The 13,907-nt window shown below is 42.5% G+C and carries 10 protein-coding genes, 1 other RNA gene, 1 pseudogene and 1 other annotated feature; of the genes and pseudogenes, 9 read left to right on the plus strand and 3 right to left on the minus strand.

What is annotated here, in order from left to right; genetic code table 11:
* The first annotated feature begins 90 nt into the window (after nucleotides 1–90).
* Together JNUCC1_RS15740 and dtd are read left to right on the plus strand one after the other, a co-directional pair.
* Nucleotides 91–2,292, plus strand: a complete 2,202-nt coding sequence (locus JNUCC1_RS15740; RefSeq protein ID WP_156646400.1) for a RelA/SpoT family protein — start codon at nucleotides 91–93, stop codon at nucleotides 2,290–2,292.
* Nucleotides 2,293–2,307: 15 nt separating this feature from the next.
* Entirely contained in the window at nucleotides 2,308–2,754 is a 447-nt protein-coding gene (dtd, locus tag JNUCC1_RS15745) for a D-aminoacyl-tRNA deacylase (RefSeq protein WP_156646402.1), read from the plus strand.
* Between the two features lie 147 nt (nucleotides 2,755–2,901).
* Here the strand turns inward: dtd and JNUCC1_RS15750 are convergent, their stop codons facing one another.
* Nucleotides 2,902–3,990: an N-acetylmuramoyl-L-alanine amidase gene (locus JNUCC1_RS15750; RefSeq protein ID WP_156646404.1), complete on the minus strand. Its 1,089-nt coding sequence runs from the start codon at nucleotides 3,988–3,990 to the stop codon at nucleotides 2,902–2,904.
* Between the two features lie 90 nt (nucleotides 3,991–4,080).
* On the opposite strand from JNUCC1_RS15750, the gene JNUCC1_RS18350 reads away from it, so the two are divergent.
* The 4 genes and pseudogenes from JNUCC1_RS18350 (at nucleotide 4,081) to ssrS (ending at nucleotide 7,957) form a co-directional block, all read left to right on the plus strand.
* Nucleotides 4,081–4,254, plus strand: a complete 174-nt coding sequence (locus tag JNUCC1_RS18350) for a hypothetical protein (protein ID WP_197431769.1) — start codon at nucleotides 4,081–4,083, stop codon at nucleotides 4,252–4,254.
* Nucleotides 4,255–4,291: 37 nt separating this feature from the next.
* Nucleotides 4,292–4,512, plus strand: a binding site (T-box leader).
* A 110-nt stretch (nucleotides 4,513–4,622) separates the two neighbouring features.
* Nucleotides 4,623–5,911 (plus strand): annotated as a pseudogene (gene hisS, locus JNUCC1_RS15755) (histidine--tRNA ligase).
* Nucleotides 5,901–7,673, plus strand: coding sequence for an aspartate--tRNA ligase (aspS, locus tag JNUCC1_RS15760; protein WP_156646406.1), 1,773 nt, complete (start codon nucleotides 5,901–5,903; stop codon nucleotides 7,671–7,673). The pseudogene hisS and the gene aspS overlap by 11 nt, the downstream one beginning before the upstream one ends.
* A gap of 95 nt (nucleotides 7,674–7,768) precedes the next feature.
* A non-coding RNA gene (gene ssrS / locus JNUCC1_RS15765) (6S RNA) lies at nucleotides 7,769–7,957 on the plus strand.
* Nucleotides 7,958–8,007: 50 nt separating this feature from the next.
* Here the strand turns inward: ssrS and JNUCC1_RS15770 are convergent.
* Together JNUCC1_RS15770 and JNUCC1_RS15775 are read right to left on the minus strand one after the other, a co-directional pair.
* Entirely contained in the window at nucleotides 8,008–8,715 is a 708-nt protein-coding gene (locus JNUCC1_RS15770; RefSeq protein ID WP_331713826.1) for an RsfA family transcriptional regulator, read from the minus strand.
* 97 nt (nucleotides 8,716–8,812) lie between these two features.
* Entirely contained in the window at nucleotides 8,813–10,099 is a 1,287-nt protein-coding gene (locus JNUCC1_RS15775) for a replication-associated recombination protein A (protein ID WP_156646410.1), read from the minus strand.
* A gap of 838 nt (nucleotides 10,100–10,937) precedes the next feature.
* Here JNUCC1_RS15775 and JNUCC1_RS15780 point away from each other — a divergent pair.
* The 3 genes from JNUCC1_RS15780 to JNUCC1_RS15790 are packed head-to-tail and all read left to right on the plus strand — an operon-like array spanning nucleotide 10,938 to nucleotide 13,899.
* A complete protein-coding gene (locus JNUCC1_RS15780; protein WP_156646412.1) occupies nucleotides 10,938–12,098 on the plus strand; it encodes a cysteine desulfurase family protein in 1,161 nt (386 codons plus the stop codon).
* Nucleotides 12,095–13,210 (plus strand): tRNA 2-thiouridine(34) synthase MnmA, encoded by a 1,116-nt coding sequence (mnmA, locus tag JNUCC1_RS15785; RefSeq protein WP_156646414.1) that lies wholly within the window; start codon nucleotides 12,095–12,097, stop codon nucleotides 13,208–13,210. The genes JNUCC1_RS15780 and mnmA overlap by 4 nt, the downstream gene beginning before the upstream one ends.
* 17 nt (nucleotides 13,211–13,227) lie before the next feature.
* Nucleotides 13,228–13,899, plus strand: coding sequence for a tetratricopeptide repeat protein (locus tag JNUCC1_RS15790; protein ID WP_156646416.1), 672 nt, complete (start codon nucleotides 13,228–13,230; stop codon nucleotides 13,897–13,899).
* Nucleotides 13,900–13,907: the final 8 nt, after the last annotated feature.

Here is a 13,907-nt window from a genome sequence, read left to right on the forward strand (position 1 = left end):
TTCTTATAATGGTTATTCCTTTACATTGCGTCTGAAATTTTCGATACTGTATAACAACAAGATTTATGGAACTGGGATATGGGTGATGATATGGCAAAAGAAGAAATTCTAACAATCGATGATATATTGAAACAGGCACAGGCATATTTGCCGGCTGCTGATGTGGCTTTTTTGGGTCGGGCTTACGAATTTGCTGCACAGGCACATGATGGTCAGTTCAGAAAATCGGGTGAAGCTTACATCATTCACCCTGTTCAAGTTGCGGGCATTTTGGTTGAACTGGAACTGGATGCTGAAACAGTTGCCGGCGGTTTTCTTCACGATGTGGTTGAAGATACGAATGTAACTCTGGATGAAATTGAAACAGCTTTCTCCGCGGAAGTAGCACTTCTCGTGGACGGGGTTACAAAGCTTGGAAAGATCAAATATAAATCAAAAGAGGCTTTGCAGGCAGAAAATCATCGAAAAATGTTTGTTGCAATGGCGAAAGATATTCGCGTTATATTGATCAAGTTGGCAGATCGGCTGCATAATATGAGAACTCTAAAACATTTGCCGCCCGAAAAACAGCGACGCATTGCAAATGAAACATTGGAGATTTTTGCCCCCCTTGCACATAGACTTGGTATTTCTACGATCAAGTGGGAACTTGAAGATACTGCACTGCGTTATATGAATCCACAACAATACTATCGTATTGTTCATCTGATGAAACAGAAACGGAATGAGCGGGAGTCTTATATTGACGATGTGATCGATGAAGTCAATGAGCAGTTGAAAGAGGTTAATATAACTGCGGATTTATCCGGAAGACCGAAGCACCTTTACAGCATTTACAGGAAAATGACGAAACAGCATAAACAATTTAATGAGATTTATGATTTGCTTGCTGTCAGAATTATTGTGGACAGCATTAAAGATTGTTATGCCGTTCTCGGTATTATTCATACATGCTGGAAGCCGATGCCGGGCCGTTTTAAAGATTACATTGCTATGCCGAAACCTAACTTATATCAATCCCTTCATACAACGGTAATTGGACCAAAAGGCGATCCGTTGGAAGTCCAGATCAGAACAAAGGAAATGCATGAGATTGCAGAATACGGAATTGCTGCACACTGGGCTTATAAGGAAGGCAAACAGACAAAGAATACCAAACGTTCGTTTGAAGAAAAACTGACATGGTTCAGAGAAATTCTGGAGTGGCAAAATGACACCCATGATGCCGAAGAATTTATGGAATCCCTTAAAGTAGATCTGTTTTCTGACATGGTGTATGTGTTTACGCCCAAAGGTGATGTGATTGAACTTCCATCAGGATCAGTGCCGATCGATTTCGCTTACCGGATTCATACGGAAATAGGGAACCAAACAGTGGGTGCCAAAATAAATGGCAAGATGGAACCACTTGATTATGAACTCAAAAATGGAGACATTATTGAGGTGATGACGTCTAAACATTCATATGGACCATCACAGGATTGGCTGAAGATTACACAAACCTCTCAAGCCAAAAACAAAATCCGGCAATTTTTTAAGAAGCAGCGTAAAGAAGAGAACATTACCAAAGGAAAAGAATTAGTAGAAAAAGAAATTCGTGCCCTTGATGTCCAGCCTAAGACCGCATTAACATCGGAGAATCTGCGGAGAGTATGCGAAAAGTTTAATTTTGTGAGTGAAGATGATTTATATGCAGCCGTGGGCTATCAAGGTATTACAGCTGCTCTGGTTGCAACGCGTCTCACTGAGAAAATCCGTGCTTCCCGTAAAGAAGAACAGGACATTGAAAAAACGATAGAAGATGTGATCACGACAACAGATCGGAAATCTCATAGTAAAGGCGATTCAGGCGTACGGGTTGAAGGTGTCGACAACTTATTGATCCGTTTGTCCAAATGCTGCAATCCTGTTCCAGGGGACGAGATCCTTGGGTATATTACAAAAGGCAGAGGTGTTTCTGTACACAGGGCCGACTGCCCTAATGTTAAAACAAAAGAAGCGCAAGAGCGCAGGATAGAAGTTCATTGGGAGAAAGGTCAGCCTGAAAGAAAGCAATACCATGTTGATCTTGAAATATCCGGTTATGACCGTCATGGGCTTTTGAATGAAGTCCTTCAAGCTGTAAACGAAACGAAAACCCTTATCACCCATGTGACGGGGAGGGCTGATCGTAATAAAATGGCGATCATCAATATTACAATATTGATTCATAATACTGATCATCTGCGCAAAATAGTAGAACGTATTAAGCGGATTAAAGATGTTTATACCGTTACAAGAACTGTGCAATAGATAGGAGAGTTGAATATGAGGGCAGTCATACAACGCGCCCGCCAGGCTTCGGTAAAAGTCAGTGGTGAAACTGTTGGTGAAATTGAATCAGGTCTTGTTGTACTGATCGGAGTTACCCATGATGATACGATTGAAGACGTTCAATATCTGGTGAATAAAATTATTAATTTGCGAATTTTTGAAGACGAGAATGGGAAAATGAATATTTCACTCAAAGACGCAGGCGGAGATTTGTTGTCGATCTCACAGTTCACCTTATATGGTGACACAAGAAAAGGACGTCGACCAAGTTTTATAAATGCTGCCCATCCTGATCATGCCAATGAATTATATGAGAGGTTTAATGAGTTGATCAGAAATGAAGGTATTCATGTAGCCACCGGACGATTTGGAGAAATGATGGACGTCGGCTTCACAAACGTCGGTCCTGTCACCCTAATTCTAGACAGCCAAGACAAATAAAAGACCGGGGCAAACAAATGTCCCGGTCTTTTCTATTGGTTCTACAATATATCCAGACTGCCTGTAGCGGCCGTTGGGGGAAAACGCTGCTTTCCATATGCGCTGCTATCATTGTTTACGCTGATTATGGCATTTAGACTCCTTTAGTTATTGAGCGTTACGGAAGTATTTTTGGATACCCAATGTGATGCCTTTGACCAGCTTTTGTTGATATTGTTCGGTTGTGAGTAAGCCTTCGCTCTCAGGATTGGAGATAAAACCTAACTCGAGAAGAACTGCTGGCTTGAATGTTTGTCTGATAACGAAATAATTTTCTTTCAAAACACCTCTGTCTCTTGCTTCGGTTTTTTCAACCAGCCCTTGATGGATATACTCAGCCAAAGACTGATCCTGATCATGATAATAATAGCTGACAATACCTGATGCACTTGGATATTCAGGTGTACTGTTGTAATGAATACTAATGAAAGCATCTGTGTTGGCGTTATTAGCAAGTGCTGATCTGTTGGCTAAAGATTTAAACCGATCTTGTGACCGAGTCATAATGACATTTGCTCCCATATAGCGCAATTCTTTAGCGAGGGCCAGTGTCGTTTTGAGTGTAAAATCTTTCTCATACGAACCACCAGCCCCTATTGCGCCAACATCTCGTCCGCCATGTCCCGCATCAATAACGATTGTCTTGTTCTTGAGTATGCCATATCCAGATTGGTCATCTTTGGCGAGTAAGGCTTTATAAACAAAACCGTTTTTTTCATCGCTAACGATTTCCAGCCAACCCTCTGTTTCAGAGACCACATCAAACGTCTCTCCCTTATCAGCAAAGGCAGTAATGTCGTACTCAATTGAAGGGCCTTTACGGAGATGAACTTTTTCGTTTTGTATGGTAAGGGTCTTTAATGGCTCATTTTCTGATTTGCTTTTTTCTGGTTGATTCGAATTTGAATCCGGCTCATGTTCCGCTGTATCCTGTTTTACCGTTATGTACTCTGAACTGACCCAACCAGATTGCCCGTTATATTGGATCTGGACCCATTCCCCGTCTTCTTTTTCGATGGGAAAGGTGTCAGTCGTGTTAACTTGACCAATTTTTTCATAGTCTGTTCCTGGACCAGATCTAACGTTTAAGTGATCATACTCAACTACCGCTGTATCCGCAAATAAATGAATGGAACAGATAAGCATTATCCCAATAATGGTCGTAACACTCAGCCAGCCCAACTTTTTTCTCATCATCAAACCCCTGCTTTCAATTATATCTTCTGTATCTATTCTAATAAAAATTAGTCAAACTGGCAAAGCTAAACTCAAGTGAGGAGGCAAGATATGAGACACCATGATAAACAATGGCAAACAAATCGAAATCACGATCTATTTGGTGTGGATTTTCATTCTTTTATGGCACTTGAAAGTCAAACAAATTACATGGAGATTGCACAGGAATTCGGTATTTCCATTGGGCAAGTGAAGCAATTGAAGAAACAAATAACACGTACTTGACATTATGATACAATATGATTAATATAGACTACAATATATCGTACCGTTTGAGGAAGAGAGTAGCTGATCAGCGCCTGTTAAGAGAGAAAATGTCGTAGGCTGAGAACATTTTCACAGTGCATATTGGCGAAAGACACTTTCAAGGTTTCTATGCTGAATATAGTAGGCATGGACGTAGCGCAGGCGTTAACTGGTAAAGTCGGATGCGTATGTGAGCATCAATCAGGGTGGCAACGCGGGTAAACTCTCGTCCCTTCATTTTATTATGAATGGGATTGGGAGTTTTTTATGCGTCTAAAGCACCTTTAATTCTGGAACCATTGTATTACAAGAGCCATACATATTGACAAACATGAGGAGGGCCTTAAATGATGATCAAAGCGCCTAGGGGCACCATTGATTTATTACCTGAAGATACTGCTAAGTGGCAACACATTGAAGAGAAAATCAAAAAGATCTGTGACAAGTTTAACTACAAAGAAATCAGAACGCCTTTGTTCGAGCATACTGAACTTTTTCAGAGAGGTGTCGGTGACTCAACTGATATTGTACAAAAGGAAATGTACACATTTGAAGACAGGGGGGGAGGAGTTTGACGCTCCGCCCTGAAGGTACAGCACCTGTTGTAAGGGCATATGTCCAAAATAAAATTTACGGTGCGCCGATTCAACCTGCCAAATTGTTTTATTTCGGGCAAATGTTCAGGTATGAACGTCCTCAACAAGGCCGAATGCGCCAGCTGAATCAATTTGGCGTGGAAGTCTTGGGAAGCGCTGATCCTGCTGTGGATGCAGAAGTGATTGATCTCGCCATGTCCTGTTATCAGGAACTTGGATTAACGTCTCTTAAGCTCGTTATCAATTCTCTGGGTGATACAGAAAGCAGACAAGATTATCGAGAAGCACTAGTGGAGCACTTTAAGCCTCATGTGCATGAACTATGCAAAGATTGCCAGGTCCGGCTTGAGGATAACCCCATGCGCATATTGGATTGTAAAACAGACAGAGACCACCCGGCAATGCAGACGGCACCTTCCATCCTCGATTATTTAAATGAGACTTCAAAAACTTATTTTGAACAGGTTAAAGCTCATTTGGATTTAATGGAGATTCCTTACGTGGTTGATCAAAACCTGGTCAGGGGGCTTGATTATTATAATCACACAGCATTTGAAATAATGAGCGAGGCAGAGGGTTTCGGAGCGATTACAACCTTATCAGGCGGTGGCCGATACAACGGGCTCGTTGAAGATCTCGGAGGGCCCGCAACACCTGGAATGGGGTTTGCGATGGGGCTTGAACGACTGATCATGGCACTTGACGCTGAAAATAAATCAGTCGATCGGACAGAACATCTGGAGTGCCTGGTGGTTTCTGTAGGTGAGAAAGCGGATCAGGCAGGTGTAAAACTTGTCCATGACCTGAGAAAAGCTGGTGTACAAACCGATAAAGACTATCTTGGTCGCAAAATGAAGGGTCAATTTAAAGCTGCTAATCGATTAAATGCCAAATATGTTGTGATTCTTGGTGAAGAAGAAATTGAAAAGGAAATGGTACCTGTTAAGGATATGATAACAGGTGAACAGTCAGATGTGGCTTTGGAGAATGTAATCAAACATCTCAAGAAGATTGTAGGAGTGAGACATAATGGAGCGTAGAACAGAAGCAGGCTTAATAACAGATCAACAACTGGAGCAAACCGTATTACTGAAAGGATGGGTGCATAAGCGTCGTGATCTCGGAGGGCTGATTTTTATTGATCTTCGTGATCGTTCAGGTTTGGTTCAGGTCGTGTTCAATCCAGCAAATTCCGAAAAAGCCTTGAAAACAGCTGAAACGATACGGAGTGAATATGTTGTTCAAGTTAAAGGGAAAGTTGTTAAACGCAGCTCGGAAACAGTGAATCCGGCTATGGCAACTGGAGCTCTGGAAGTCATCGCTTCTGACGTTGTAATAATCAATTCTGCTAAAACACCGCCTTTTCTTATCCAAGATAAGGATGAAGTTTCCGAAGACCTGCGTTTGAAATACAGGTATATTGATTTACGCAGACAGCAGTTGCAGAACACTTTTAAAATGCGTCATCAGATCACACAGGCTTTTAGAGAATATCTAAATGGTGAGGGCTATTTGGAAATGGAGACACCAATTTTAACAAAAAGTACTCCGGAAGGCGCCCGGGATTACCTTGTGCCAAGCCGTGTTCATTCTGGAGAGTTTTATGCCCTGCCACAATCACCGCAACTGTTTAAACAACTTTTAATGATGGGTGGATTTGAGAGGTATTATCAAATTGCGAGATGTTTCCGTGATGAGGATCTGCGGGCAGACAGGCAGCCTGAATTTACACAGGTGGACATCGAGACTTCATTTATGACGAGCGAAGAAATTATGAATATGACTGAGGCAATGATGCAGCATGTCATGCAAACTGTTAAGGACCACGATCTACAGCTGCCGTTAAAAAGGCTCACGTATGATGAAGCAATGCAACGATTTGGCAGTGATAAACCAGATACACGTTTCGGGATGGAACTCATTAATGTATCTTCAACTGTAGCAGATTCTTCTTTTAAAGTATTTCAAAGCGCAGTTGCTTCTGGTGGTCAAGTGTCGCTATTAAATGTAAAAGGAGAAGCAGAGAACTACTCAAGAAAAGACATCGACAAACTTGAGTCGTTTGCCAAAGTGTATGGCGCAAAAGGACTTGCTTGGTTGAAAGTTGAAGGTGGAGCCATCAAGGGTCCGATTGCCAAGTTTCTGGATGGAGGAGAAATCGATCAGATTGTTAGCCAAGCTGAAGCAGAAGATGGGGATTTGCTGCTATTCTGTGCTGATAAATCTTCGGTCGTTTATCAAACACTTGGAGCGCTGCGGTTAAAACTTGGCAAGGAACTTGATCTGATTGATCAGGATCGCTTTGATTTTCTCTGGGTAACGGATTGGCCCCTCTTGGAGTATGATGATGAATCTGACCGTTATACGGCTGCCCACCATCCATTTACAATGCCATTTGAAGAAGATATGGATAAGCTTGAAACAGATCCAGCATCAGTTAGAGCTAACGCATATGATCTTGTTTTGAATGGTTTCGAACTGGGCGGAGGGTCTTTGCGTATATACAAGCGAGACCACCAGGAAACCATGTTCAAAGTGCTTGGCTTTACGAAGGAAGAAGCAGAAGACCAATTTGGATTCTTATTAAATGCTCTTGAATATGGCGCACCACCACATGGCGGAATTGCGCTTGGTCTGGATCGGATTGTCATGTTGCTTTCAGGTCGCACCAATTTACGGGATACCATTTTGTTTCCGAAGACGGCGTCTGCTTCTGACTTGCTTACGGACGCGCCGAGTGAAGTAGCAGAAGCTCAGCTGAAAGAATTGACATTGAAAGTGGATGATGATTCAAAAGCTTAAATGTACACAAAATGTAATATTTGTCATGCATTTTTTACATTCCCGGGTATTGAAAGGGATTCCGATGTGTGGTATTATGAATTTACAATCAAATCTCAATCCTGATGTGTACGTCAATTAAAGCAGTTTTGACCGAACATTTATAGAAAAGGGAGCTCGATGGTGTTTCTGCATTGCGTGCAGGCCTCGCAACTACAGAGGAAGCATAATAAATGCAGAACAGAGCACCCACCTGCCTGGAGCGGGTTCAAAACCATCTCATTGACGGCACTATTGGGATTGAGTTACATAACAAAATTGAGCACACCCTTATCGTGGGGCGTGCTCAATTTTGTTATTGGCTGGAGCTTTGTGCAATTTGTTCGAGATTGCCGTTTTTGTCCATTCTAAATGCAGGTGTTTTCATAGTGCCTTGGTCTTCAAAAACCGTCATTTTCCTGGCACGATCCATAATTTGCATAAACACTTGGTAATCATCTTTAACTGTTGTTAGTTCGTTTTCCGTTTGTTTAAGCTGTTGTGTTAAGTGATCGACTTGTTGCTGTAAATGTTCATTTTCATCTTGCAATCTCGAAATAGAAGCTTTCGATTGATTGGCAGCATTGTAGTCGTTTTTTAAATGCGTTAAAAATTCTATTACTGAATCTATTGTAAGTGGTTCGGACTCGGGTATCTGCCAAGCTGTTGCTTCGTTGGACGTGTCAATGTTATGGGAATCATTTTGTTCTTCCTGATCCTGATGACGCGTTGAGGTTAAAGCAACAGGCTGTGGCTGAGCAGTTGTTCTGTCTGCTTGTTCTTTCGCGAGTCTTCTTTTCTTTTCTTTACGTTGTCTTTTTGCAAGATCGATAGCACTAATATATTTATTTCTGACTTCAGCGTTCCAGCGAAAACCGCAAGCGGCTGATGTCCGATTCAGATGATCGCCAACCTCTTCAAATGCCTTTAGCTGTGTGCTGCCTTCTCTTATATGTCTTAATACCGTTTCTGCAAGCAGCAGATCGTCTTCATGGGACCATGCATCTTGTCTCACTTTTGCCACATGTGTCATCTCCTTTTTCTATCAAAAACTGATTCGCTATTTGTTTAAAATGGCATGTTTATATACAGTTTGGCCGATAGAAAAAGGTTTTATACGTTTAAGATCTTTGTTTCCGTTTTTGAGATTGTATATTGTCATAGACAGACTTCAGGCTTTGCTCAAATTTACCCGTCGTCTTTGGTTGATAATAGTTTTTATCCTTGATAGAGTCAGGTAAATATTGTTGATTGACCCAAGCCTGTTTGGCATTGTGCGGGTATTGGTAGTCAATGCCGCGTCCTAATGATTTAGCTCCCTTATAATGAGAATCTTTCAGATGAGCAGGGATGATACCTGCTTTGCCGCGACGTATATCTGAAAGTGCCATATCTAGGGCTTTATAGGCAGAATTGGATTTCGGAGATAGCGCAAGTTCAACAATCGCAACAGCAAGAGGAATCCGCGCCTCGGGAAATCCGATCCGTTCAGCTGCCTCCACCGCTGCGACAGCGCGAGGACCTGCCTGAGGATTGGCGAGTCCAATATCTTCATAAGCTGTTACAATCATACGCCTTGCAATACTGTCAAGATCCCCGGCTTCAATCAATCTGCCAAGATAGTGCAAAGCTGCGTCAGGATCGCTTCCTCTGATTGATTTTTGAAATGCTGAAAGCACATCGTAATGCGCATCACCGTCTTTATCATGGGAAAAACTTTTTTTCTGCATACACTCTTCGGCAATATCTAAAGTTATATGAATGGTGCCATCATCACTTTCTGGTGTCGAGGCCACGGCTAGATCAAGTCCGTTTAAAGCAGTTCGCATATCACCGTTTGAACGTTCGGCAAACAAGTCAAGGGCATCTGAATCAAGCTGTACGGATTTTGCTCCCAACCCATTGACATCATCGTGTACTGCTCGGTCAATGGCGACTTTTATGTCTTGCGATTCAAGTGGATGCAGTTCAAATAAATGACATCTGCTTCGAATCGCTGGATTAATGGAATGGAATGGGTTACTTGTTGTGCAGCCGATTAATGTAATTAAATTGCGTTCGAGGTGGGGGAGCAGAAAGTCTTGTTTCGCTTTATCAAGACGATGAACTTCATCAAGGACAAGAATGACATTTCCAGTCATTTTTGCTTCTTCTGCCACAATCTCCATGTCTTTCTTTTTGTCCACAACAGCATTCAGCATTTTCACCGGCAAGCCAAGGCTTTTACCGAATGCGACTGCCATTGAAGTTTTGCCTGTGCCGGGTGGGCCATAAAGGATCATGGATGAGAGCTGTTCTGCCTGAACCATACGGCTAAGAATCTTACCAGGTCCAACAAGATGCTCCTGGCCAATGATTTCATCAATGTGCTGAGGGCGCATGCGATAAGGTAAAGGTTGATAAGTCATATACATCGTTCCTTCTATTTAAAAATAAGTCCTTAAGGTCGTTTTCATATAAAATGTCACTATAAATTAATGCACAACATAAGTAAACTGCGAACTAAATAGGCGGTTTTTTGACCGCCATTAAGCACTCTATATGTTTAAACGAGCACCGTGATTTGCGCTGCGGGAAGTCGCTTTCCGCGGGCACGGCCTCAGTCTCCTCGCTCGCAAAGACCGCTCACTGTGGGGTCTTCGGACTCGTGCTGTTTCCGCAGGAGTCGACTTCCCTCCGCTCCAATCACTTTATGTTAATTGAATGCTTGGACGGTCCTGTTTAAGAAAACAAGTAAGAACGTGAACACTCTTAAACAGTTAGTACTAAGTCCATTTATACGTATTATTTCCAATTCAGAGGTAATCTCGGTTTACTTATGAGCATTTCTCCGCTCATGAGTGATTTTCAGCCCCGATATGCGCTTCATCGTTCAACCCAATAAAGCAAGAAGATGAATAACACTCACCCAGCTCGGGGAAAACACGGAGACTCCTGTGGGAGCAAAAGCCTAGATGAGACCCCGGAGCGCGCAGCGCGAGGAGGCTCATCAGCGCCCACTGGACGCGGAGTGTTTTCCCCGAGCGGTTGCCAGAAGCAGTCATAAAGTTTTTTCTAGTTCGCAGTTTGTGTCTACTATGTGCTAAGGGTATTAACGGCAGAAGCAACTATCTTTTAGAATAGAGTCTTGGTTTGGAATGATAAACTGTATAATTAAATCGTATTGGTGTTTATGATAAAATGCAAGAAGAAGCTTATTCATGCTATTATATATGAAGTTATGTTTAACAGAAAGGAACATTCATTATGAATTCTATATATTTGGATCATGCCGCTACAACGCCAATTGATCCCCAAGTTCTGAGTGTGATGAATACTGTGCAAGCGGATGTGTTTGGCAATCCGTCGAGCATTCATTCATTCGGACGACAAGCCCGATTTCATCTGGACGAGGCAAGGCATACTATGGCTCAGACCATCAACGCGCAGGATAAAGAAATTATTTTTACAAGTGGAGGTACAGAAGCTGATAATCTTGCTTTAATTGGCACGGCATTGGCTAACGAGCATAAAGGCCGTCATATTATAACAACTGCCATTGAACATCATGCAACACTTCATACAGCTGAATATCTCGAGAAAAACGGATTCGAAGTGACATATCTTCCGGTTGATGAGCAAGGTCTCGTTCATCTTGATGAAGTTGACAAAGCCCTCAGAGCTGATACAATTCTTGTCTCTGTGATGTATGTCAACAATGAAACAGGGGTTATCCAACCAGTTAAGGAAATAGCCTCAATGTTGGTAGATCATCAAGCTTTCTTTCATACAGATGCTGTACAGGCTTTTGGTTTGATCGATATTGATGTGAAAAAGGATGGCATCGATCTATTGAGTGTATCGGCACATAAAATTAACGGCCCTAAAGGCATCGGATTTTTATATGCCGGTGAAGATGTCCTCTTGGAAACACTTCAGCATGGCGGAGAACAGGAGCGTAAACATCGCGGTGGTACAGAAAACATGGGCGGTGTTGCTGGGTTTAAAACAGCTGTTGAGATTATGGGAAATACAAAACGTGCACGCTCGGATCTTTACGAAGGGTATAAAACGCTATTCTTGGAAGTGCTGGAAGAGGAGAACATTCCTTTTAGGCTGAACGGAAGCGTAAAAACAACAGTTCCGACGATATTGAATATCAGTTTTCCAGGTACTCAAGTGGAGTCGGTGCTTATTAATCTCGATCTTGAAGGTGTTGCAGCTTCAAGCGGAAGCGCATGTACGGCAGGATCCGTTGAGCCTTCACATGTACTCTCTGCCATGTATGGCTCAGACGATAGCCGTACTACAAATTCGATTCGTTTCAGTTTTGGCTTTGCCAATCACGAAAAAAATGTCGCTGACGCCGCCAGACGAACAGCCAAAGTCATGCATCGTTTAATGAAAAAAGGAGGTGCAGGATCATGACTAATCACCAAAACACACGTGTTGTTGTAGGTATGAGTGGGGGTGTTGATTCTTCAGTCACAGCCCTTTTATTAAAAGAGCAAGGATACGACGTTGTCGGTATTTTTATGAAGAACTGGGATGACACCGATGAATCAGGCGTATGCACTGCTACAGATGATTATAATGACGTAGCCCGGGTGTGCAATCAGATTGGTATTCCGTACTATGCTGTGAATTTCGAGAAAGAATACTGGGACAAGGTGTTCACCTATTTTCTAGATGAATATAAAGCAGGACGTACACCAAACCCTGATGTGATGTGCAACAAAGAAATTAAGTTCAAAGCCTTCCTGAACCATGCGCTGACATTGGGGGCAGATTATGTTGCAACAGGCCACTATGCTCGTGTTGAAGAAAAAGATGGGCATGTTCGGCTGTTGAGAGGTGTGGATAACAACAAAGATCAGACCTATTTTCTAAACCAGCTTGATGCTTCTGTGTTGAAGAAAGTAATGTTCCCGCTTGGGCACCTTGATAAAAAAGAAGTCAGAGAGATCGCGGCTAAAAACGATCTTGCTACCGCTCATAAAAAAGACAGCACCGGTATTTGCTTTATTGGTGAGCGCGATTTCAAATCGTTTTTAAGTGACTATCTCCCTGCTCAACCTGGAGACATGCAGACATTGCAAGGAGACGTGATGGGTCGTCATGATGGGCTCATGTACTATACGATTGGACAAAGACAAGGGCTGGGAATTGGAGGAGCCGGTGAACCGTGGTTTGTAGTGGGAAAAAATCTTGAGGCGAACATTTTATATGTGGAACAAGGTTTTGACAATGACAGACTTCAGTCTGATGCTTTGATCGCGACTGATGTCAACTGGATTAACCCGGATCTGCTGCCTGGAGAACAATTTGAATGCACTGCGAAATTCCGCTATAGACAAAAAGACAGTCACGTGACAGTGACCATGAAGAATGCGAACGAAGCCCGGGTTGAGTTTCATAAAACCCAGCGTGCAATAACACCAGGCCAGGCGGTCGTTTTTTATGACGGAGATATTTGCCTCGGCGGGGGAACGATTAACGATGTAATTAGGCAGGAACAAAAATTGGATTATGTCGGGTAATCTGAAAGGTGAAAGATATGAATAAAACGGAAACAGCTATTCAATATATGCAAGTAAAAGATTATGAAAAAGCAGCACAAGTCTTTGGCGAGATCATCCAGGAACATCCGGATGATCCCGTCGGTTATATTAACTTCGGGAATCTGTTGACACATATCAAAGAGTATCAACGGGCTGGTCAATTTTTTGAAGAAGCGATCAGACTTGATCCTCAGGCTGGTGCGGCTTATTATGGTTTTGGCACTATTTTGTTTGAGCAGGAGCAGTATGCAGAAGCAAGAAAGCAATTTCAACAAGCTTTATCTTGTGGACTAGAAGAAGGGGATGTGCATTATTCCCTTGGGATGACATTCTACAAAGAAAATCAGTCGCGTTTGGCAATCCCCTATCTGATGCGAGCATCAGAGCTGTTGCCTGATGACATGGATGTTGCCTTTCAATACGCCCTTGCGCTTGCTCAAAACCAATTTATTGAAGAAGCAAAAGAAGTTTTTGAACGGGTTTTGTCTTTTGACGAAGCACACAGCGATGCGCATTATAATCTCGGGGTAATCGCCATGTACCATGATCAGGTGAAGGCCGCTTATAACCATTTTCAGGCAGCACTAACCAGCCAGCCGGACCATGCTTTAGCATCCAATGGTTTAAAGCAGGCAAAATTGCATTTAAGGCATGACAATGAACAATAAAGCGGGGT

The sequence above is a fragment of the Lentibacillus sp. JNUCC-1 genome (assembly GCF_009741735.1).
Taxonomy (GTDB): Bacteria; Bacillota; Bacilli; order Bacillales; family Amphibacillaceae; genus Lentibacillus_B.